Origin of the sequence: Pararhodobacter sp. SW119, from assembly GCF_017811755.1 — a bacterium.
In the GTDB taxonomy this organism is placed as follows: Bacteria; Pseudomonadota; Alphaproteobacteria; order Rhodobacterales; family Rhodobacteraceae; genus Pararhodobacter.
In genome coordinates, this window is sequence record NZ_JADDJF010000011.1 from 1 (window position 1) to 21696 (window position 21696).

Consider the following 21696-nt stretch of genomic DNA (forward strand, 5'->3'; position numbering starts at 1 on the left):
CTTGGCTCGCGGCGGTTTCTCTACATCTGGGCGGATGGCGTCTCCTTCAAGCCGCGAATGGCTGAGGAAAAGCAATGTGTTCTGGTGATCGTGGGCGCCGATGAATACGGCCGCAAGGAGCTTCTGGCGATGACCGACGGCTTGGAAACACATCCGGACGTCAAACCCGATCGAAAGCACCTTCGCGACACTCCGGCATCGCACAAAACGCACCAACGGCTGCCTCAGCCGCAAGACCGGGTTGACCATGGCGTTCAAGCTGATGATGTCGGCGCAGAAGAAATGGCGCAAACTCGACGGCCAAAACCGCCTGCCCGAGATCATCAAAGGGGGTGAGTTCCGCGACAGACTCCGCCAGCTGCAAACGGCCGCCTGATCAAGCGTCACCAACTTCTGCGCATATCTCGACGGCAGCATCAGGTAGTGAAAGTGACTGATGAAATGCGCGACGCAGATCAGCGCCAGCGTGCGCGCGGGTGCGATGGGGCTGGCAGAGCCGGCGCGGTAACCATGCCGCCCTCAGTTGAGGATGGCGACGATGAAGCGCAGGCTCACAACCGCAAGGAACAGGCCGAAGGCGATTTCGAGCGCGCGACGGGAGAGCGCATGCGCAAGGCGCACGCCCAGCCCGGCGGTCAGCACCGTCGTCGGCACAAAAAGCGCGACACCGAGGAGCGAGACGAAACCCACGGCATCGGGCGGCAGGTCGGTTCGCCCCCAGCCCGCGAAGACATAGCCCAGTGCACCGGGGATCGAGATCAGCACCCCGATTCCCGCCGAGGTCGCCACCGCCTGGTGGATAGAGCGCCCGTGCAGCGTCATCAGGATATTGGCGATCTGCCCGCCGCCGATGCCCATCAGCGAGGACAGAAGCCCGATGATCCAGCCGTAGACGCGCAGCAGCCAGCCGCCCGGTAGCTCCGGCGACAGGTCCCAGCGCCTGGTGCCGCTGATCAGCTTGATGGCGTTGACCCCTGCCACCACCACGAAAACCAGCTGCATGACGATGGGCGAGGCGTAGCGCGCGATCACCGCGCCGACGAGCACGCCGAGGATGATCGGCACTGCCCAGCGGCGCAGCAGATCGCTGTCGACCGCCCCGCGCGCGTGGTGCGCCCGCCACGACCTGAGCGAGGTGGGGATGATCACCGCCAGCGAGGTGCCGACCGCAAGCGGCATCCGGGCGGCGTCGTCCACGCCGATAAAGCCGAACGCCTCGAACAGCACCGGCACCATCAGTGCGCCCCCGCCCACGCCGAAAAGCCCCGCCAGCACCCCGGTCAGCGCCCCCGCCACCAGCAGCACCCCGGCCAGTACGATCAGTTCCGATGAGAATTCCATGAGGTGAGCGCTACCTTGAGAAACGCGCGGACACCACCCGATTCGACGGTGCCCGCAGGGTCAGATCACGCGCGTCTTCAGGTCGCCGATCCCGGCGATATGACCGTGCAACTCATCGCCCCGATGAACCGCGGCGACGCCCGAAGGCGTTCCGGTCATGATGAGGTCGCCGGGCGCGAGTTCGAAGAGGCGAGAGAGTTCTGCGATAACTTCGCCCACTTTCCAGATCAGCTGGGTCAGATCCCCCTCCTGACGCAACTCGCCATTGACCTTGAGCCAGATCGCCCCTTCGACCGGGTGGCCGATCTCGGCGGCGGGGACAAGTTCGGAGCAAGGCGCGGAATTCTCGAACGCCTTCGCAGCCTCCCAGGGGCGCGATGCCTTCTTCAGCCCGGCCTGAATGTCGCGCCGGGTCATGTCGAGCCCGACGGCATAGCCGTAGACCAGATCCATCGCCTGCGCGATGGGCACGTCACGACCGCCGGCCGAAAGCGCGACGACGAGTTCAATCTCGTGGTGCACGTCCTCGGTCATCGGCGGATAGTGGAAATCCGCGCCGTCGGTGAGCAGATTGTCGGGGCTCTTCTGGAAGAAGAAGGGCGGCTCCTTGTCGGGGTCGTGGCCCATCTCGACCGCGTGCGCGGCGTAGTTGCGCCCGACGCAATAGACGCGGCGGACCGGAAAGCGGGCATCGGTGCCGCGCACCGGCAGCGTGGTGAGGGACGGGGCCGGGATCACCAGCGGCGCGGGGGGTGATTGCAGGTTCATTCGTGCTTCCTTCTTCATTTCTGGCGCGTTTGCAGGGCTTGATAGCCGTGAGGTTTCCGGGCCTCGTCCAGCGCGACGCCCTCTCGAACGGTCGCGAGGATCGCGTTCTCCGTCGTCTCGACCGCCTCGACTGTGCTCAGCACCTCCATCGCGCGCGGCAGCGGGACCACGACGACCCCGTTGCCATCGGCGCTGATCACATCGCTCGGTTTCAGCCGTACATGGCCCAGCGCGACCGGCACATTCGTCGGCTGCAGGACCACGCGGTCCTTGCCAGTGTGCATGTGGCCGCGCATCGACCAGATCGGGTAGTCGATCGCCGGACTTTCCTGCGGTTCGCGATTGACGCCATTGATCACCGTGCCCTCGATCCCGCGCGCCTTGGTGACCTCGGTCATGATGTTGCCCCAGACCGTGCGGTCGGTGCGCCCGCGGTAGTCGATAACGACGACATCGCCAGGTCCCAAGTCATCCAGGAACTCCCCGACGGTTTCGCCCGCGACCCCGGCGGGCAGGTGGGCGAAGGTGAAGGCCTGCCCAGCGATGTCGGCTTCGGGATCGATCGGCGAAAGTCCCTCGACCGCGCCGGCAATCCCGAGACGTCCATCGCATCCGACAGGCCCGAGGTGGTGAGGGCGCGAAAGCGGGAGAGATCTTCGGAAGACAGGCGTTTGCCGGCCATCGGTGGGGCGCAGTTCGCCACGCGTCGTGTCGATCATTTCGGCCAGTTCACGTTCCGCCGGCAAGCGGGTGTTCGGAGCAAACTCCCGCAGTGCCAGCATGGCGCGCAGCTGAACCAATGCAGAATGGTATGGTTCCATGGATCCGTCCGAGCCGCCCCTTCAATTCTGCGTACCTATTAAGCCGGTTAACGACTGGAGCAAGAATTGTCTTGATTAACTTTCATGATTCTTCGACCCAATCTCCTCGTTCGGTCGTGCCACCTGCGAAGAGACACTGCGATTCGAAGGCGTCTCGGGCCCGGCCGCGTCGACCGACTTTCAAGATGGCATCGCCGAGCGCATCCGCCCCGGCCAGCGGCGCGAACCGGTCATGGCCGCCTGGGGCTTCACCGCGACCGGCCAGCGCGTGCTGCTGCACCGGATGGCGGGATCGAAAGAGGGCGCCGAAACCGTCTCGGCCGTTCGCCGGGCTTACGCGGCCCCATTGGCCACGGTCCCGGCTCACTCCAGGACATGCGCGCCCGCGGGCTCGGTGATCCGCTCCTCGTGTTCTCCGACGGCGCCCCCGGCGTGATCAAGGCGATCGAGACCTGCTTTCCCCGCTCGACCCGCCAGCGCGGGCTCGCGCATCGCATGCGCAACCTTGCCGCCAAGGTGGAGGACATCCTGCCCGAGGTGAAGGCCCGCATCCAGGCCGTCTACCAGGCCCCCAGCCGCGCCATCGCCCGCGACCTGGCCGAGGGCGCCGTCGCCGAGTACATTGGCTCCCAGCCTCCACTTGGATCATCCTACGCAAAGAAATGACCCATGCTATGCTCAAACGGGATTCTAAACATGGGAAGTTCACAGCGACGTACCACCTGCGCAGCGGCGTCGTGAGAAATTCGACCGGCAGAAAAGGCACTGCCTTTGGTCCTCCGCTGCGCCTGCCACGAACGTCAGTTCCGGTCCGAAACTGTAGCTGGACATGCGGAGAAATTCATCTCTCTGCGCGGTGATTGATTGTGCAAGTGTCCGGTCAGTGGGCGTAGTGCGGCACGATGTGTAAGGCGTGCCAAAACCACCCCTTCCTGATTGCGCGCAGGTGATCAGTAGGACAATTGGCTTGACCCCTCGAGTCGTGCCACCTCGACCAGGGCCGTGTGGGCGCTGCAGCCCTGGCCCAGGCGCGAGGTGCCGGCGTCTCGCGTCAGGACGTTCGGGTTGCCGTGCGGATCGATGTTGTCGCCCGGCTCACCGAACCAGGCGCCTGTCGGAAGGGCGACGACCCCGGGGCTATCTTTTGAGACCTGCGCCCGGGCGCGGCAGGCGCCACGCGCGTTGAAGACGCGCAGAAGATCGCCGCTGCGGATGTTGCGCGCCCGCGCGTCGTCGGGGTGGATCACCAGCGTCTCGGGGCGCGCGCCCTCGACATCGGCAAGCGCGCTTTCGAGCTGGCTGTGGAGCTTGTCGCCGGGCTGCGGTGAAACGAGATGCAGCGGCGCCGCCGACGTCGCGGTCCCGAGCCATTCCGAGGGCGGCAGCCAGACCGGGTGGCCAGGGCAGTCGTCGTAGCCGAACCCGTCGATGGTCTCGGAGAAGATCTCGATCCGTCCCGAGGGCGTCCGGAGCGGTGCATGTTCCGGGTCGTCGCGGAACGGCGCGAGAAGGGTGCGGTTGGGACCCTCCGTCCGGATCGGCAGATGGACCCAGTTCTGAACCTTGAGCGTCTCGAGGTCGGGCACCTCGACCCCCTGCTCGGCGGCGAGGGCGCGATACTCGGCATAGAGCAGGGCGATCCAGTCGGAAGCGCTCCGCCCCTCGGTGAAGTCCTGCGCCACGCCGAGGCGTTCGGCCAGGTCCGCGAAGATCACGTAGTCGTCGCGCGCCTCGCCGACCGGCGGGATCAGTTGCGGCATGTGAAAGAGGTAGTCGTCGAGATTCGTCCGCCCGATATCTTCGCGCTCGTAGGGCGTGGTGGCCGGAAAGACGATGTCCGCGCGCTTCGCCGTCGCCGTCCACCAAGGCTCGTTCACGATGATCGTTTCCGGCCGCTGCCAGGCCTTGTGCAAGGCGTTGAGGTCCTGGTGGTGGTGGAACGGGTTGCCGCCGGCCCAGTAGATCAGGCGGATGTCCGGATAGGGCTCGCGCCGTCCGTTGAAGTCGTAGGGCTGACCGGGATGGCGCAGCATGTCGCCGATCCGCGCGACCGGGATCACCTTGCCCACCGGGTTCCGGCCTTGCGGGAAGGTCATGCCACGCAGGCCCACCAGCGACTTGCCGATCCCCCCGATGGCGCCATAGCCGTAGCCGACCCCGCCACCGGGCAGACCGATCTGCCCCAGCATCGCGGCGAGCACCGCCGACATCCAGTAGGGCTGCTCGCCATGCTCGGCCCGCTGCAGCGACCAGGCGACGGTGATCAGCGTGCGCGTCGCCGCCATCCGCCGGGCAAGGTTGCGGATCGTTTCGGAGTCGACGCCGCAGAGCGCGCCTGCCCATTCCGGCGATTTCGGCTGCCCGTCCACCTCGCCCATGAGATAGGGGCGGAAGCGGTCGAAGCCGGTAGTGCAGCGGGCCAGAAAATCTCGGTCGGCCAGTCCCTCGGACTCCAGCACATGGGCGAGCGCCAGCATCAGCGCCGTATCCGAGCCGGGCCGCAGCGGGATCCACTCGCACCCCTCGGGCGCGTCGGTCCGCTGCGGACCGATGTTGATGCAGCGCATGCCACGCGCGGCGAAACGCGCGAACCAGCCGGCGGTCTCGTGCTCGGTGACGCCGCCCATGCTGACTTGAGAGTTCTTCGGGTTGACACCGCCGAACATGACGAGCGTTTCCGTGTGGTCGTGGATCGTCTGCCAGCCGTCCTGATGCTCGTAGAGAAACTTCAGGAAATCCTCGCCGAAGACATGCGGCATGATGGCCTGGGCGCAGCCCGTGGAATAACTGCCCACCGAGGCGACATACCCACCAATGCAGTTGAGGAAGCGATGAACCTGGCTCTGCGCGTGATGAAAGCGGCCCGCCGAGCCCCAGCCGTAGGAGCCGCCGAAGATCGCCTCGTTGCCATGGGTCTTGCGCACCCGGTCGATCTCGGCCGCCGCAATGTCCAGCGCCTCGTCCCAGGGCAGCTCGACGAAGTCCTCGTCGCCGCGACCCCCGCGCTCCCGCCGTTCGAGCCAGCCGCGGCGGATAGAGGGCCGCGCCACCCGGCTCCGGTGATGGACCGCGGCAGGCAGGATGTCGGGGATCGCCGAGGGATGCGGGTCTGCCGCGAACGGACGCGTTGCGACGATCCGATCGCCCGCGACATCGACCTCGAACGCGCCCCAGTGGCTCGACGTCACCCTTGTCTGCCTGTCCGGAGTGTCGGTCATCAGATCCCCTCTCCTTGTCGCCGCGAACCTTCGTCCGAATCTAGCAAGAACCCACAGAGTCGGAAACGGCAACGTTGTCGGGTTTCGGGTTGAAACCGCCCCTCGCCTTGGTTCACCCGACAAAGCTGATACGTCACTCGGGAAGGCCGGCGGCGATCCGTTCCGCGCGGGCATGCAGCGCCCGCTGTGATCCCTGGCCTACCGCGCGGCCAGATCCATACTCACTGTGCTCGCGGTCGAAGCCAATGTCGTGGCGGATCCTGCTCTCGGGCATCCCGACGCCGGGTCGGGTGCCTCTTGGCTCCCGCGTGAGCAATGCGGAGAGCGCACGGAATAGTCGCGCAGCATAAGGAAGCTGGCGGTAAAGCGAAACGTCGATCGGCATCCTCTCCTCCGGTGCAGCTCCAATGTGCAGAGTTTGCCCGATCTCGCGGATCATGATAATATGACCCATATGGTATTTATAATCCCGGAAAACGGGCTGATACAGGATGCGCGATCTGCAATCCATCACCACCTTCGCCGCCGTCGCCCGGGCCGGAAGCTTTGCCGAGGCGGCGCGCCGGCTGCGGATCTCCACCACCGCCGCAAGTCGCCACGTAGCCGATCTCGAGCAGGCGCTCGGTGTGCAATTGCTGCAGCGAACCACGCGCAGCGTCAGCTTGACCGAGGCGGGTGCCCGCTACCTTCCCCGGGCCGAGGCGATCCTCGGCGAACTGGACGCCCTGCATGCCGAGACCGCCGCCGCCGACCAGACGCCCCGGGGCACGCTGCGCATCGCCGCGCCGCCCGGGATCGGGCATGACTGGATCGTGCCGCTGGTGACCGATTTCCTGGCCGACAACCCCGCGATCAGTCTGGACCTCGACCTCAGCGAACGCCTGGTCGACCTTGTCGCCGAGGGCTACGACGCGGCGATCCGGTCCGGCGCCCTCGCCAGTTCCAGCCTGATCGCGCACCGGATCATCGAAATCCGCTACCGGCTCTGCGCGAGCCCCGCCTATCTCGATCGCTGTGGGACACCCGAGACTCCGTCGCAACTGGTCGATCACGCCTGCCTCTTCTGGTGCAGCAGTGGCGCCGGGCCGGTCGCCGAATGGACCTTCCTCCAAAGCGGCTCTTCAGAGACGGTTCCGGTCAACTGTCGGCTCCGCATTGGCAGCCTGCCAGCGCTGCGGCACGCCGCACTCCTCGGGCTTGGCCTCGCCATCCTGCCGGAGCGCGATGTCACAACCGACCTGGCGGAGGGGCGGCTCGTGCACGTCCTGCCCGACTGGGAGATTCCCCCCGAAAGCCTCAGCCTGGTGCGTCCCGCCGGTGCCTTCGAGCCCGCCAGGCTGCGGCTCTTCATCGACTTCATCACAGCGGCGCTGCGTCGAAGCGGATCACGATCGGTGCGCAACGATCCGTGAATGCCCGACGCGGCTCTGCGCTAGCGCCTGTGCGCCTGGCGCTCTCGAACGGCTGGGTCGAAGTGGTGTCCCGGTCGGGATCAAGTTTGCTAACGCCTCACTCCTCATGGCGACCTGTATCGGTGCGGTTTCGCTCGTATCGTCTGGCAAGCGGAAACGACGGCAACCAGGACTCGCGGCGGATGATCCAAAGCTCGTAGGTCGGCAGCAGTTGGTCCGGGGCATCCAGAGCGCCGAGGTTCACTTCGATCTCGTCATCGCTGCGACCGAAAACTGGCGACCCACAGCGGGGGCAGAAGAAGCGTCCGGCATAGCTGCTTGCTTCACCCTCGATCGTTACCGCATCCTGCGGAAAGATGGCGGAGGCGTGAAACAGCGCGCCATGATGCTTGCGGCACTCGAGGCAGTGACAAAGGCCGACCCGATAGGGTCGTCCCGTCGCTAGGATACGTAGGTTGCCGCATAGGCAACCGCCCACGAACCGATCCATGATGCTCTCCCGTCAAGAGAGATGGATGCTGTCAGTCATCCTGACCGAACGAGCCTATGCGCTACGCGCGCGATCACCTGGTCGAAGCCGCTGCCGCGCTGGACTTCGGCGGGCCACGCCCGGTCGGTTGAACCGGCGCGCACTTCGCAAATCTGGCCTAAATCTTCGAAAAAGTGGTGGGTGATGACGGGCTCGAACCGCCGACATCTTCGGTGTAAACGAAGCGCTCTACCAACTGAGCTAATCACCCGACGCACCGGCCATAGCCAAGGCTGCGGCGCGAAGCAAGTGCGCTCTGCGTGCGAGGGTATTTCACGCCGGGCGGTGGCGGGGCGCGCGCATTGGGAGCGGTTGCGGCAGGCGTCCAAGGTTGGACGCTCTCGCAACCAACCGATATAGAAGGATAAAATCGGAAAATTAACCGCAATGAAACTTTCGCCGAAGGCGCGCGTCGGGGGCGGTTTCGGCCTGCCGCCGGTCCGCGATCAGGCCGGCAGTTCGGCGCCGACCGTGGCCAGGGCGGCCGCGGCGCGATAGGCGGGCACGGGACAGTCGTCGGGGCTGGCCGCGCGCAGCAGCGGGTCCCAGACCGGAAGCCCGGCGCCCGCCGTACCGGGCGGCAAGGCGCCTGCGTGGCAGCGCGCGGACAGCGCGGCCAGAAGTGCCGCGGCGCGCGCGGTGCTGCGCGGGCTGCCGGCAAGGTCGGGCTCGGTCTGCAGAAGCCGCGCCAGAAACCCGGTGACCAGCCCCGCGGCAAGCGCCGTGCCGTCCAGCGCGGCAATGCCCTCTGCCACGTCGAGGACGAGCCCCGCGCCCGGCGCGGCAAGGTCCACGCCCGGCCCGCGGGCGGTGAAGCCGGCCAGCGCCTCGGACCCCGGTGCGCCCCCCGAGCCGGCCAGGGCCGCCACGGACAGCACCGCGCGCCCGGCGGCGGGTTCCATCACCGCGCCGGCGCTGTCGCCCGCGGGCGCGATGGCGACGACCCCCGCGGCGCGCGCGCGCGCCAGCGCCGCCGCCAGCGCCTGGCAGGGGCGGTCGGCGGCAAAACCCAGGTCCAGCAGGTCGACGCCGGCGGCGATGCTCCAGTCGATCGCCGCGATCAGGTCCGAGGCGCGCGGCGCCTCCGGCAGGCGCAGAACCTCAAGAAAAACACCCGGGGCGGCGGCGGCAATCAGCGCCGCCACCGGTGAGGGAGAGGCACCGGCCGGCAACCAGCCTTCGACCAGCGCGCCGCTTTCGACGCGGGACCGGACGAAGGGGGACGCCGCCGCCCCGGGGACAAGCACCGCGACGCGGACGGGCTGCGCGCCCGGAACCGTCAGAAGCGGTGCAAGATCAAGGCCCATCGCTTCGACCCCGTGATCGCGGGGCGCGCCAAGCGCGGAGTCGAGGGGCGAAAGGACCAGGGTGTTCAGCCGCACCGCCGCATCGGGTGCGGTCTGGCGCAGGACCGGGCGCAACATCTCGCGCCCCCAGAACCCCACCGGCGGCACCAGGACAAGGCGCCGCACCGCCGCCGGGTTGTCGCTGCCGACCGGCAGGCGGGCCAACCCCTCGGCATCGGTGATCGCCGGCGTGGGATCGTCGATGCCGGCACCTTCGGCCAGCAGGCGCACACCGGCGAGCGGCAACCCATCGGGATCGGTGACCCGGAAATGCAGCGCGCCGCGCGGCCGGGTATCGGCGCCGGACGCCGCGGGGCGGGGATGGCGCGTGCCCATCGGCCCGGCCTGGTAGGCATGGCTTACATCCGCCTCGACGCAGAGTGCAGGACCGTAGCGCTGGCGCAGGACGTCCAGCGCGCCGGGATCGAGCACCGCGGCCAGCGTGTCGTGCCCCCGCGTGGCGGCGGCAAGGCGGCGCGGCGGCGGGGCGTCGGCGGGTTGCAGGGCGCGCAGGTCGGCCTCCAGCCCGTCGAGGTCGGGCAGCCAGCCCTGCCAGCAGGCAAGGCGCATCGCCCCCATCGTGTCCGGCGACAGCGAAAGCAGGAAGGCGTCGGTCTGCGGGGCGGGCATGGGGTTCCTCCACTGGCGGGGATGGCGGGCGATCCGGTGCCGCAGCCATAGCAACCGGGACGTTAGACCGGCGTTAGGGGGACCGCCGCCCGCGCCCGCCCACCGGCTAACGGCGCGCTAACACCGGCTGACAGAGGGTGATTTTGTGTTAGGCTGGCCAGACAGGAGACCCACATGCCCGACCTCTACGGCGCGGGAGGCAGGTGGCGCCAGCAGGCGCGGCCGCGCCCCGTGACCCGAGCGGAGGCCGGCGCCTTGCAGAACGGTGCGCGCGCGATGACCGCAGTCAGGGAACCCGAGGGCGAGCCGGTGCTGCGGCTGCACCTTCTGGGTGCGTTCTGCCTGCGCGACGGCCAGCACCGGACCATCGCCATCCGCACCCGCAAGGCGCAGGCGATGCTGGCGCTGCTGGCCCTGTCGCCGCGCGGCGCGCGCAGCCGGGTCTGGCTGCGCGACAAGCTGTGGAGCGGGTCGGACGAGAAACGCTCCTCCACCTGCCTGCGCCAGACACTGTTCGAGCTGCGCCGCGACCTGGGGCCGCTGGCCGACAGGGCGCTGCGCGTGTCGGTGCACGAGATCGCGCTGGATCTGCAGAAGGTCTGGATCGACCATCGCGCGGTCGCCGCCGACCCCGGCGCCTTTCACCGCTTCGGCCTCTGCGCCGAGACCGAGCTGCTGGAAGGCTTCGACATCGCCGACCCGGAGTTCGAGGACTGGCTGATGCTGGAACGCTCGGCCTGGGCCGACCGCGCCGAGGAACTGGCCGACGCCCCCGCCCCGCCGCTCGCCGCCGCGTCCGCGACGCCGGGCGACCGGTCCGCCGTCCTGGGCCACGACGGCGCGGTCACGGCGATGCCGGCACCGGAACCCGCCGCCTCCATCGCGATCCTGCGCAGCGTCCTGCACGGCGGCGACGCGCTCTGCGTGCCGCTGGCCGACCGCGTGATGGAGGGCATCGCCACCGGCCTGTGCGAGTTGTCGCGGGTCGACGTGCTGGACCTGCGCGAACGCGCCACCGAGGTCGAAACGCTGGTGAAAAGCGCGCGCACGGAATTCTACTGCCGGCTGCGCCTGCTGCGCGTGGGCGAGAATGTCACGCTGACGCTGCTGGTGCACCGGGCCTCGCGCATGGCGCTGGAATGGAGCCAGTCGATCCAGTGCAGGATGGACGAACTGGTCGCCTATGACGGGGTGATGCTGCAGGGCTTCGTCGCCCAGTGCGTCGACCGGCTGGCGCAGACGCTGCTGCCGCAGGGCCGCGATGCCGAACCCGCGGGCAGCGCTCGGCGGTCGGGCTATGCCGCGCTCAACCTCATCTTCCGGCTGGACCCGAACGCGCTGGAAAGCGCGCGCCGCCTCCTTCTGCCCGAGGACGACGCGCACGATCCGCTGCACGAGGCGTTGCGCGCCTATCTGGCGTCGTTCAGCGTCGGCGAGAATCTCGGCACCCTGACCGAATCCGACCGGGCCGAGATCTACCGGATGGGCACCGCGCGCCTGCGCGCCAGCCCGTTCAACAGCGTGGCGCTGGCCTGTTTCGGCCATGTGCTGGGCTATGTCTTTCAGGAACACGCCGCCGCCGGCGAGTTGCTGGAACGCGCCGTCCGGCTGAACCCGGCGCAGGCCTTCGCCTGGGACCATTACGCGCTGCACAAGCTCTATGCCGGGGATGCCCGCGCCGGGCGCGCGGCCGCCGAACGGGCGGTGGCGCTGGGGGCCTACAGCCCCATCGCCTACAGCTACGAGACGACGCTGACCATGGCCGCGACCCTCGAGGGCGATTACGACCGCGCGCTGCAGGCCGGGCGGCGGGCGCTGCAGAAGCAGCCGAAGTTCAACGCCACAAAGCGCTACCTGATGATCGCGCATACCGCGCGCGGCGACCGGGCCGAGGCCGAGGCGCTGCGCGACGGGCTTCTGGACGCCGACCCCGATATCCGCCACCCCGATATCCGCGAGGCCCGCTTCGGCCGCGGGATCCTGCACGGCAACACGGCGCTGATGGCGCATCTCGACCGACTTTTCGACTGAGGCATTTCGAATGAGCTTTCTGGACATCCTGAGCGAGGCGCGCTTCACCGTGACCGAGGTCGCGCTGCGCCTCGACGCGGTGCAGGCCGCGCTTGAACCGGCGAGCGGCGGCACCGGCAGCGCCGGCGGCGCCGCGCTCTTCGCGCTCAACCGCAATCGGAACCGCAACCGCAACCGCAACCGCAACCGCAATCGAAACCGGAACCGCAACCGCAACGACAGCGCCGGGCCCGACCTGTCGATCCAGGAGCCGTGGAAGGAACGCGCCAGGCTGCACGAACTGGCCGCCAACTGGACCGACCTGCCGCTGGCCCCGCCCCCCGACCCGGACCAGCTGCGCCACGAGGCGCTGGAACTGCTGGAAAAGCAGCACCGCCTGCGCCAGCCCGAGGAAGCCCTGCGCCGCGAGGAGATCTTGACCGAGGCCGAACTGGAATTGTCGCGCTACCTGCGTCCCCTGGGGATCGAGACCACGGGCGGCTTCGAGGCGACCATCCACCTGATGCTGGTCCTGATGGCCCTGACCGACGAGGTCGGGCTGCGCTACAAGGCGCGCTGGAACGTGCCCCGCCCCAACCAGGTGGAGCCGCGCCTGCGCCCCTTCATCGCCCAGCCGGCGCATGCCAGCTACCCGTCGAACCACGCCTTCCAGTCCTTCGCGCTGGCCTTCGTCTTCTGCCGCCTCCTGCCCGAGCATCCGGCGTCCAGCGAGCTCTTCCGCTCGGCCCGCCGGATCGCCGAGAACCGCGAATGGGCCGGGCTGCATTACGCCGCCGACACGCAGGCGGGATACGAGCTGGCCCGGATGGTCACCCCGGTGCTGGAAGAGGTGCTGGAACCCCTGATGCTGGCCGCGCAACAGGAGTGGTTCTGATGCCCGATGCCGCAACGACCGTGATCCGCCCCCCCTATCCGGCGCATGACGCGCTGTGGCCGCTGGTGATGATGGGCGTGCTGACCGCCGACCACGCCCCCAACGGCTGGACCCTGCCCGCGCCCGCGCGGCGCACGCGGGTGGCGCTGATCGACACCTCGGTGGCGGACGGGCATCCGAACCTCGACCCCGCGCTGTCGCGCGATCTGGCCTTCGATCTCTTCTCGACGCGCCTCGGCGCCTTTCCCTGGCGCGCCAGCGACGCGCCCTTGGACAACCTGCAGCTGGGCGACAGCGCCGCGGCGGTGGCGGGCCTGCCGCATTGCACCGCGCTTCTGGTCGCGTTGAAGGCGCGGCTCAGACCCGGGCAGATGCCGCGCATCGGCGGGGTCCGTCCGGCGACGCGGGCGACCTTCTCGGCGCACGGGACCGCCGCGGCCGGGCTGATCGCCGCCCGCCCGGCGCGCGCCCGCACGGAGGAGGCGCACCTGCCCGGCGACACGGATGGCGAGATCGCGCTGCCCTTCATGGGCGTCGATCCCAGCGCCGAACTGGTCCCGATCTCGACCAATTTCGACCCCGACCCCGAGGCGCTGATCCTCGCCTTCCTCTATGCCGACCTGATCGGCGCGGATGTCATCGTGCTGCCGCGCATCCTGCCCGACCCGCTGCGCACCGTGCCCGAAATGCCCGCGCACGACATCGACGGCACCGCATTCGCCGATGCCGCCGCACCCAGCCCGCTGGGCCAGAAACAATGGGAGATGTGGGACGAACTGGCGCAACTGATCGTCAATGTCTCGCTGCGCCGGCCGGTGGTCTGCGCGGCCGGAAACGCCAACGAGGAATTCGGCATCTACCCGGCCAATCTGGCGGCCGACGACAACGGCGTGATCGCCGTGGGCGCGGTCAATGCCCGCGGCTGGCCCTGCAGCTATTCGGCGGCATCGGGCCTGACGATCTGGGGGCCCAGCAGCGACGGCGAACGCTTCGACCGGGCCGAGGTGCGGCTGGACGTGCGCCGCCACGACTACGACCCGGTGGGCGTGCCGGCCGACAACGCCAACCACCGCTTTTCGCCCTTCAGCCTGATCGCGACCGACGTGCCGGGGCGCGGCGGCTACGCGGCCAGCCCCTTTCCCGGCCCTGAACCCGACGGCGATCTGCGCGAATACGGCTCGTACTATTGCCGTTTCGGCGGCACCTCGGGCGCGGCGGCGCTGGTCGGCGGGTTCCTGTCGCTGGGCCGCAGCCTTGGCCACTGGGACCGCGACGACGGCGGCATCGCCGCGCGCGACTGGCTGCTGTCCCGGTCAAAACCGCTGGCCGCCGAACGCGGCGATGCGCGCATTCCGGTGCTGTCGGGTGAGCCGGTCTTTCCCGACGACTCCACCCCCTGAGCCCGTTTCGCCCCGCCGTGGCGAAAGTTTCATTGCGGTTAACGGCGGATTTTCATGAAACAATTTCAGTGCGTTGCGAAAGTGTGCACGCGTGCACACCCCTAGCCGACAAAGGCTTTTTCGACCACGAAGTCGCCCGGTTGCGCGTTCGATCCTTCCTGCAGGCCCCAGTCCTTCAAGAGCGCCGACATGTCGCGGTTGAAGGCCAGCGACCCGCAGACCATGACCCGGTCGGTCTCGGCCGTCAGGGGGCCGGGCTGGCGCAGTTCGGCAAAGGCCCGGCCCGAGGCCAGCAGATCGGTGATCCGCCCCATCCGCGGCGACGTCTCGCGCGTCGTCGTCGGATGATAGTGCAGCCGGTCGCCGACCATCGCGCCGATCAGCGGGTCGGATTTCAGCGCGCAGATCACCTGCCGCCCGTAAGCCAGTTCCGCCGCCGTGCGGCAGGCATGCATGACCACCACCCGGCCGTAGCCCTCCCAGGTCTCGGGGTCGCGCAGCAGGCTGGCGAAGGGCGCGAAGCCGGTGCCGGTGGCCAGCATCCACAGCCGCCAGCCCGGGCGCAGCGCGTCATGGACCAGCGTGCCCACGGGCTTCGGGCGCAGGATGATCGGATCGCCCGGCCGGACGTGCTGCAGGCGCGAGGTCAGCGGCCCGTCCGGCACCTTGATCGAGTAGAATTCCAGCGTGTCGTCCCAGGCCGGCGAGGCGATGGAATAGGCGCGCAGCAGCGGCTTGCCCTCCGCGCCCGGCAGCCCGATCATCACGAACTCGCCCGAACGGAAGCGCAGGCTGCGCGGCCGCGTGACGCGGAAGGAAAACAGCTGGTCGGTCCAGTGCGTGACCTCGGTCACGGTCTGCAGATCGGTGCGCAGCGCCTGGTTCATGCCGCCCTCCCCCTCAACCTCGCGCGGTAGTCATGGGCGCGCCAGTTCGCGCGGGCCAGCCAGTCGGCCTCAGGCTGGCGCGCGGCCAGGCCGTCGTCGATCTCCACCTCGTCGAAACCCGCGCGCCGGGCCATTGCGTACTGGTCGGCGATCACATGGCCTTGCGCGCGCAGACGCCCGGCAAACCCCATCCGGCGCAGCGTGGCCGCCAGCGTGAAGCCGCGCCCGTCGCTGAAGGCCGCGAACGGGATGCGGATCGCGCCCAGCCGCGCCAGATGCGGGCGCAGCGCCTCGGCGTCGGCGTCGGCGGGCAGGTGCAGGCCGGCCGCGCCCTCGGGCGCCTCGGCCCAGCCGTGGGGCCAGTCGTCGACGGCAAAGCCTGCATCGGTCACGATCACGCTCATGACGCCAGCCTCCGCGCGACCCGGCCGTTCACGACATGGATGCCGCATTCGGTCTTGTCCTGCCCGCGCCAGCGCCCGGCGCGCGAGTCCTCGCCCGGGGCGGCGGGTCCGGTGCAGGGGGCGCAGCCGATGGACGGGTAGCCGCGCGCGACCAGCGGGTGCCGCGGCAGCGCGTGGCGGTCGATATAGCCCGCCAGTGCGCGCGCGTCCCAGCCGGCCAGCGGGTTCACCTTGATCCGGCCGCTCGCCGGGTCGCCCTCGAACAGGTCCAGATCGGCCCGCGCGCCGCCCTGGAAGCGCTTGCGCCCGGTGATCCAGCCGTCGAAGCCGGCCAGCGCGCGGTCCAGCGGGCGGGTCTTGCGCAGCGCGCAGCAGGCATCCGGCCGGCTGCGATGCAGCAGCGCGTCGGCATCCTCGGCAAAGAGGTCGCGCCGGTCGGGCTGGATGACGCGAATGTCGCGCAGCCCCAGCCGCGCCGCCAGATCGCGCTGATAGGCCAGCGTTTCGGGAAACAGCATCAGCGTGTCGATGAACAGGATCGGCGTGGCCGGGTCGGCCTGCGCCACCATGTGCAGCAGCACCGCCGATTCCGCCCCAAAGCTGGATACCATCGCCACCGGCCCCAGTTCGCCCGACAGCGCATGGGCCAGCGCCGCCTCGGACGGGCGTCCGGCGAAGCGGGCGTTCAGAAGCGCCAGGTCGGTCCGGGCGGCAATCAGGTCACGCGGCATCGGCCCTCTCCTTGTCATAGAGCGCGGCCTTGAACGGCACGGCGCCAAGGCGGCGATAGGCGGCCAGGAACGTCTCGGCGCGGCCCTTCCGCAGGGACAGATAGGCGCGCAGGATGCGCTCGATCGCCGGCACGATCTCGTCATAGGCAAAGCCCGGGCCGGTGCGTTCGCCCAGGGCCGCGTCCTCGGTCCCGTCGCCGCCCAGGGTGATCTGGTAGGTCTCCACCCCGGCACGATCCAGGCCGAGGATGCCGATATGCCCGACATGGTGATGCCCGCAGGCATTGATGCAGCCCGAGATCTTGATCTTCAGCGGCCCGATGTCGTGTTCCAGCTTCAACCGCTCGAAATGGACCGCGATGTCCTGCGCCACCGGGATCGACCGCGCGGTGGCCAGCGCGCAGTAATCCATGCCCGGACAGGCGATGATGTCCGACACCAGCCCGACATTGGCCGTGGCCAGCCCGTAGCGGCGCAGCCTTGCGTGCAGCGCGGGCAGATCGGTGCGGGCGACATGCGGCAGGATCACGTTCTGCTCGTGGCTGATGCGGATCTCGCCATAGCCATGCGCCTCGGCGAGGTCCGCGATCACCTGCATCTGCTCGGAGGTCGCATCCCCCGGCGTGGCGCCATGCGCTTTCAGGCTGATGGTGACGATGGCGTGAGACGGGTCGCGGTGCGGGTGCAGGTTGGTATCGGCCCAGGCGCGGAAGACCGGATCGGCCTCGCGCGCGGCGTGGTAGGGCGCGGGGTCGGCGGCGCGCAGGACGGGCGGCGCGAACTGCGCGGCGATATGGTCGAACTGCGCCGCCGTCGCCGCCGCGTCGAATTCGGCCTGTGTCTGGACGAAACGCGCCTCGACCAGTTCGCGCACGCGGTCGATCCCGTTTTCGTGCACGGTTATCTTGATGCGCGCCTTGTACTTGTTGTCGCGCCGTCCCAGCAGGTTGTAGGTGGCGACGATCGCTTCCAGATAGGGCAGCAACGCATCCGCCGGCAGGAACTCGCGGATCACCGGGCCCAGCATCGGGGTGCGCCCCAGCCCGCCGCCGACGATCACCTCGAACCCCGCTTCGTCGCCACGCCGGACCATCCTGAGCCCGATATCATGCGCCCGCGTCACCGCCCGGTCGTGGGGCGAGCCGGTGACCGCAATCTTGAACTTGCGCGGCAGGAACTGGAATTCGGGGTGGTCGGTGGACCATTGCCGGATCAGTTCCGCCCAGGGGCGCGGATCGGCGATCTCGTCCGCCGCGGCGCCCGCAAAATGGTCGGCGGTGACGTTGCGGATGGTGTTGCCGCTGGTCTGGATCGCATGCAGCCCGACCTCGGCCAGGGCGTCCAGCATGTCGGGCACGTCGGTCAGTTGCGGCCAGTTGAACTGGATGTTCTGCCGCGTGGTGAAATGCCCGTAGCCCCGGTCCCAGCGCGCGCCGACCTCGGCCAGCTTGCGCATCTGACCGGGGTTCAGCGTGCCGTAGGGAATGGCCACGCGCAGCATGTAGGCGTGAAGCTGCAGGTAGAGGCCGTTCATCAGCCGCAGCGGGCGGAACTCCTCCTCGGTCAGGGCGCCCGACAGGCGGCGCTCCACCTGGGCGCGGAACTGGCGGTTGCGCTCGGCCAGGAAGTCGCGGTCGAAATCGTCATAGGCATACATGGCACGGGTTCCGGTTCAGAAGGGGTGCGCGGCGCGCGCCGACGGCCCGGCGCGGCGGAAGGCTTCGCGGAAGTGGACGGGCTCGGGCCCTTGCGGCGTGGCGCGCATCGGGGCCAGGTAGCAGCCGACCACCAGATCGGTGCGGCGCGCGGCCTCGGCCAGTGCGGCTTCGGCCGCGGCCTTGTCGTCGAAGGTCCGTGCGCGCGACAGATCGCGGGTCCAGCTGCCGTCAGCGGCCAGCCAGACCACATGCCCCTCGCGCAGAAGGTTGGCGGTGACCACCTGAACGTCGGAATCGCGGGGCATGTCAGGCCATCTCCTCGATCAGCGCGGGGCGGGCGACGGGGGCGCGGCGGGGGGCCAGGCCCATCAGCATCAGCACCGGACCCGTGGGCGCGGCCTGCGCCAGATCGGCGGGCAGGCGGTCCAGCCGGCTGGCCAGGATGCGCTGCGCGGGCAATGAGGCATTCTCGACCAGCGTCACCGGCGTGCCGGGATCGGCGCCATGCATCAGCATGCGCCCCTGCACGAAGCGCGCGGCGCGCTTGCCCATGTAGATCGCGGCGACCGCGCCGGGACGGGCCAGCGCGCGCCAGTCCTGTTCGGCGTAGCCCTTCAGGTCGTGCGCCGTCATCAGCCGCAGGTCGGAATTGCGCGCGCGCTGCGTCAGGCTGGCGCCGATGGCCGCCGCCGCGGCCGACGCCGCGGTGACACCGGGCGTGACCGCCCAGTCGATGCCGGCGCCGTCCAGTGCTGCGATCTCCTCGTCCAGCCGGCCGAAGATCGACGCGTCGCCGCCCTTCAGCCGCACGACATGCGCGCCCTGCCGGGCGTGGTCGATCATCAGCGCGTTGATGTCGGACTGCGCGGTCGAGGGGCCGAAGCCTTCCTTGCCGACGGCGACGAAGGTCGCCTCGCGCCGGGCGAGTTCCAGGATGGCGGGGGCGACCAGCCGGTCGTGGATCACCACGTCGGCGCGGTCCAGCAGGCGGCGCGCGCGCAGCGTCAGCAGGTCGGGGTCGCCTGGCCCCGCGCTTACCAGATCGACGCGGCCGGGGGTCGGCGCGGCGGCCAGATGCCGGGCCAGCAGCGCCGCCAGCGCCGCGTCCAGGCCGCCTTCGCCCTCGCGTTCCAAGACCAGGGGACCGGTGCGGAAGTGAAAATCGGTCCAGAAGTCGCGCCGCGCCCGGCCCGGCGGCAGCGCCTCGGCCGCGCCGCGAAATCCCCGTGCGGCCCCGGCCAGCGTGCCCAGATGCTGCGGCAGGCGTTCTTCCATTTCTGCCTTGATCGCGCGGGCCAGGACCGGGGCGGTGCCCTCGGTCCCGATGGCGACGGTGACGGGGTCGCGGTCGACCAGCGCCGGGGTGATGAAATCGCTCGCCTCCAGATCGTCGACGACATTCACCAGCACCCCGGCCGCGCGCGCCAGGGCGGCGGTTTCGGCGTCCGGCGCGGCGGCGCCGTGCGCGGCGTAGACCAGCGCGGCGCCGGGCAGATCGGCCGCGGTCAGGGGCCGGCGATGCAGGGCCACCCCCTGCGCTTCCGCCAGTTCGCGCAGTGCGGCTTCGGGTTCTGGCGCGTACAGCTCCAGCCGCGCGGTGGTCTTCAGCAGAAGCCGCAGCTTCGCCTCGGCCACCGCGCCGGTGCCGGCAATCAGGACCCGGCGGTCGGCGAGATCAAGGAAGATCGGAAAGTGGCGCATGGTCGGACCTTCGGCAAAACGGCCCGACCAGAATGGAAAATTTTCCCGCTTTTCTCAAGTATTTGCCGCCTGAAAGGGAATTATTAGTGGCATAGACCCCAGAATCGGAAAATATTCTACTCTTCGCTGCCGGCCGCACCTCTTTCGTCCAGCGGGAACAGCCGGGGCGGAAAACCCTCCGCCGCCAGTGGTCGGCACGCGCGCGCTCGGGGATCGCTCTGGCGTCGCGCCCGGGGATCTTCCCCCGCTGGCGCGACCACGAATGCGTGCGGGGCGAGGGTGCCGATCCCCCGCCCTGCCGGTTCCTGCGCTTCGGCCCCGCCGCTCAGACGTCGAACTTGACGCCCTGCGCCAGCGGCAGCGCATCCGAATAGTTCACGGTATTCGTCGCCCGCCGCATGTAGCCCTTCCACGCGTCCGAACCCGATTCGCGCCCGCCGCCGGTTTCCTTCTCGCCGCCGAAGGCGCCGCCGATCTCGGCGCCCGAGGGGCCGATGTTGACGTTGGTGATCCCGCAATCCGAATGCTGCAGGAAGGCCTCGGCCTCGCGCAGGTTCAGCGTGAAGATGCACGACGACAGCCCCTGCGGCACGGCATTGTGCAGGGCCAGCGCCTCGTCGAAATCGCTGTAGCGCATGACGTATAGGATCGGCGCAAAGGTTTCCTCGCAGACCACGTCGGTCTGGCCCGGCATCTCGACCAGGGCGGGCGCGACATAGGCGCCGCCCAGGCCGGTTTCGGCGGGTGCGCCGCCATGGACCGTGCCGCCGTCGGCGCGGGCGCGTTCCAGCGCCGCCTGCATCCGGTCGCGCGCGCCTGCGTCGATCAGCGGGCCGACCAGCGTGCCCTTCTTGCGCGGATCGCCGATGGGCAGGCTCGCATAGGCTTTAGTCAGCCGGGCGACCAGGTCTTCGGCGATGCTTTCATGCACGATCAGCCGGCGCAGCGAGGTGCAGCGCTGCCCGGCGGTGCCGACCGCCGAAAACACGATCCCGCGCACCGCCATGTCCAGATCGGCCGAGGGCGCGACGATCATCGCGTTGTTGCCGCCCAGTTCCAGGATCGACCGGCCGAAGCGTTCCGCGACCTTCGGGCCGACGATCCGGCCCATGCGCGTCGATCCAGTGGCCGAGACGAGCGCGATGTCCGGCGCGGTGACCAGCGCCTCGCCGACTTCCGCCCCGCCGATGACCAGTTGCAGCAGCCCCTCGGGCGCGTCGTCGCCAAACCGCTTCAGCGCGCGTTCGGCGATCTTCATGCAGGTCATCGCGGTCAGCGGGCTCTTGTCCGACGGCTTCCAGATCACCGGGTTGCCGCAGACCAGCGCCAGCGCAGTGTTCCACGACCAGACCGCGACCGGAAAGTTGAAAGCGGTGATGACGGCGCAGGGGCCCAGCGGATGCCAGGTCTCGCGCATCACGTGGCCGGGCCGTTCGCTGGCGATGGTCAGCCCGTAGAGCTGCCGTGACAGACCCACGGCGAAGTCGCAGATGTCGATCATCTCCTGCACTTCGCCCAAGCCTTCGGAGGTGATCTTGCCGGCCTCCAGCGTGACCACGGCGCCCAGTTCCGCCTTGGCCGCGCGCAACTCCTCACTCAGCAGGCGAACCAGTTCGCCGCGCCGCGGGGCGGGCACCTTGCGCCAGACCTCGAATGCCGCCTGCGCGCGCCGGCGCATCGCCGCGACCTCGTCCAGCGGGGTCTCCCGGACCTTCGCCACCTCGGCGCCATCGATCGGGGAATGGACGGCCAGCGTGCCGCCGCGGGTCATGTCGTCGGTCAGGCCCGCGGCCTTAAGCGTGTCTTCGTGCGTCATCTCGGGTCGGTCTCCTTGGTTCCTGGTGCGGCCTTCCGGCGTTTCTGAAGGTCGGTTCGGGTTCGCATGCGCCTCCCATGCCACAGGATCGGCGCTTGCGCCACCGCCCCCGACGCCCAGGGATGCGAT

Annotated in this window: 19 protein-coding genes, 1 tRNA gene and 1 pseudogene; 6 read left to right on the forward strand and 15 right to left on the reverse strand. The window is 69.3% G+C overall.

Going from position 1 to position 21696, the window contains the following annotated elements:
* A pseudogene (locus IM708_RS08785) lies at positions 1 to 376 on the forward strand (IS256 family transposase); the annotation flags it as partial.
* A 143-nt stretch (positions 377 to 519) separates the two neighbouring features.
* On the opposite strand, the gene IM708_RS08790 reads toward IM708_RS08785, so the two are convergent.
* Genes IM708_RS08790 through IM708_RS08800 form a run of 3 tightly spaced genes read right to left on the reverse strand, consistent with a single transcriptional unit; the run spans position 520 to position 2930 of the window.
* A complete protein-coding gene (locus IM708_RS08790; protein WP_209426128.1) occupies positions 520 to 1341 on the reverse strand; it encodes a sulfite exporter TauE/SafE family protein in 822 nt (273 codons plus the stop codon).
* 60 nt (positions 1342 to 1401) lie between these two features.
* Entirely contained in the window at positions 1402 to 2109 is a 708-nt protein-coding gene (locus IM708_RS08795) for a fumarylacetoacetate hydrolase family protein (protein ID WP_209426130.1), read from the reverse strand.
* Between the two features lie 14 nt (positions 2110 to 2123).
* On the reverse strand, positions 2124 to 2930 hold the full coding sequence (locus IM708_RS08800) for a GntR family transcriptional regulator (protein ID WP_209426132.1): 807 nt from the start codon (positions 2928 to 2930) through the stop codon (positions 2124 to 2126).
* A 375-nt stretch (positions 2931 to 3305) separates the two neighbouring features.
* Between IM708_RS08800 and IM708_RS08805 the strand changes: the two genes are divergently transcribed.
* Positions 3306 to 3596, forward strand: coding sequence for a transposase (locus IM708_RS08805; protein WP_209426134.1), 291 nt, complete (start codon positions 3306 to 3308; stop codon positions 3594 to 3596).
* A gap of 284 nt (positions 3597 to 3880) precedes the next feature.
* On the opposite strand, the gene IM708_RS08810 is transcribed toward IM708_RS08805, so the two are convergent.
* Together IM708_RS08810 and IM708_RS08815 are read right to left on the reverse strand one after the other, a co-directional pair.
* Positions 3881 to 6148 (reverse strand): molybdopterin-dependent oxidoreductase, encoded by a 2268-nt coding sequence (locus tag IM708_RS08810; RefSeq protein WP_209426136.1) that lies wholly within the window; start codon positions 6146 to 6148, stop codon positions 3881 to 3883.
* A gap of 133 nt (positions 6149 to 6281) precedes the next feature.
* The gene (locus tag IM708_RS08815; protein ID WP_209426138.1) at positions 6282 to 6533 is read right to left on the reverse strand and encodes a hypothetical protein; all 252 of its coding nucleotides are present in this window, start codon (positions 6531 to 6533) and stop codon (positions 6282 to 6284) included.
* A 106-nt stretch (positions 6534 to 6639) separates the two neighbouring features.
* Between IM708_RS08815 and IM708_RS08820 the strand changes: the two genes are divergently transcribed.
* Positions 6640 to 7560 (forward strand): LysR family transcriptional regulator, encoded by a 921-nt coding sequence (locus tag IM708_RS08820; RefSeq protein ID WP_209426140.1) that lies wholly within the window; start codon positions 6640 to 6642, stop codon positions 7558 to 7560.
* 97 nt (positions 7561 to 7657) lie between these two features.
* Here the strand turns inward: IM708_RS08820 and IM708_RS08825 are convergent, their stop codons facing one another.
* The 3 genes from IM708_RS08825 to IM708_RS08835 all read right to left on the reverse strand — a co-directional run bounded on the left by IM708_RS08825 (position 7658) and on the right by IM708_RS08835 (position 10065).
* Positions 7658 to 8050, reverse strand: coding sequence for a GFA family protein (locus tag IM708_RS08825; protein ID WP_209426142.1), 393 nt, complete (start codon positions 8048 to 8050; stop codon positions 7658 to 7660).
* Positions 8051 to 8224: 174 nt separating this feature from the next.
* Positions 8225 to 8300, reverse strand: a tRNA-Val gene (locus IM708_RS08830).
* Between the two features lie 235 nt (positions 8301 to 8535).
* Positions 8536 to 10065 carry a S8 family serine peptidase gene (locus IM708_RS08835; RefSeq protein WP_209426144.1) on the reverse strand — a complete coding sequence of 510 codons (1530 nt, stop codon included), beginning with the start codon at positions 10063 to 10065 and terminating at the stop codon, positions 8536 to 8538.
* 174 nt (positions 10066 to 10239) lie between these two features.
* Between IM708_RS08835 and IM708_RS08840 the strand changes: the two genes are divergently transcribed.
* Genes IM708_RS08840 through IM708_RS08850 form a run of 3 tightly spaced genes read left to right on the forward strand, consistent with a single transcriptional unit; the run spans position 10240 to position 14370 of the window.
* Positions 10240 to 12096: a tetratricopeptide repeat protein gene (locus IM708_RS08840; protein WP_209426146.1), complete on the forward strand. Its 1857-nt coding sequence runs from the start codon at positions 10240 to 10242 to the stop codon at positions 12094 to 12096.
* A 10-nt stretch (positions 12097 to 12106) separates the two neighbouring features.
* The gene (locus IM708_RS08845; RefSeq protein WP_209426148.1) at positions 12107 to 12970 is read left to right on the forward strand and encodes a phosphatase PAP2 family protein; all 864 of its coding nucleotides are present in this window, start codon (positions 12107 to 12109) and stop codon (positions 12968 to 12970) included.
* Complete coding sequence (locus IM708_RS08850) at positions 12970 to 14370, forward strand: S8/S53 family peptidase (protein WP_209426150.1); 1401 nt, start codon at positions 12970 to 12972, stop codon at positions 14368 to 14370. Before IM708_RS08845 ends, IM708_RS08850 begins: the two co-directional genes overlap by 1 nt.
* Before the next feature lie 101 nt (positions 14371 to 14471).
* Here the strand turns inward: IM708_RS08850 and IM708_RS08855 are convergent, their stop codons facing one another.
* The 7 genes from IM708_RS08855 to IM708_RS08885 form a co-directional block, all read right to left on the reverse strand.
* Positions 14472 to 15257 carry a ferredoxin--NADP reductase gene (locus tag IM708_RS08855; protein ID WP_209426152.1) on the reverse strand — a complete coding sequence of 262 codons (786 nt, stop codon included), beginning with the start codon at positions 15255 to 15257 and terminating at the stop codon, positions 14472 to 14474.
* Positions 15254 to 15661 (reverse strand): DUF934 domain-containing protein, encoded by a 408-nt coding sequence (locus tag IM708_RS08860; RefSeq protein ID WP_209426153.1) that lies wholly within the window; start codon positions 15659 to 15661, stop codon positions 15254 to 15256. Before IM708_RS08860 ends, IM708_RS08855 begins: the two co-directional genes overlap by 4 nt.
* A complete protein-coding gene (locus IM708_RS08865; RefSeq protein ID WP_209426154.1) occupies positions 15658 to 16392 on the reverse strand; it encodes a phosphoadenylyl-sulfate reductase in 735 nt (244 codons plus the stop codon). The genes IM708_RS08860 and IM708_RS08865 overlap by 4 nt, the downstream gene beginning before the upstream one ends.
* Entirely contained in the window at positions 16382 to 18049 is a 1668-nt protein-coding gene (locus IM708_RS08870) for a nitrite/sulfite reductase (protein WP_209426155.1), read from the reverse strand. The genes IM708_RS08865 and IM708_RS08870 overlap by 11 nt, the downstream gene beginning before the upstream one ends.
* Before the next feature lie 15 nt (positions 18050 to 18064).
* Complete coding sequence (locus IM708_RS08875) at positions 18065 to 18355, reverse strand: DUF2849 domain-containing protein (protein WP_209426156.1); 291 nt, start codon at positions 18353 to 18355, stop codon at positions 18065 to 18067.
* A 1-nt stretch (position 18356) separates the two neighbouring features.
* Positions 18357 to 19751 carry a siroheme synthase CysG gene (cysG, locus tag IM708_RS08880; protein ID WP_209426157.1) on the reverse strand — a complete coding sequence of 465 codons (1395 nt, stop codon included), beginning with the start codon at positions 19749 to 19751 and terminating at the stop codon, positions 18357 to 18359.
* A 325-nt stretch (positions 19752 to 20076) separates the two neighbouring features.
* The gene (locus IM708_RS08885) at positions 20077 to 21567 is read right to left on the reverse strand and encodes an aldehyde dehydrogenase family protein (protein ID WP_209426159.1); all 1491 of its coding nucleotides are present in this window, start codon (positions 21565 to 21567) and stop codon (positions 20077 to 20079) included.
* Positions 21568 to 21696 lie beyond the last annotated feature (129 nt).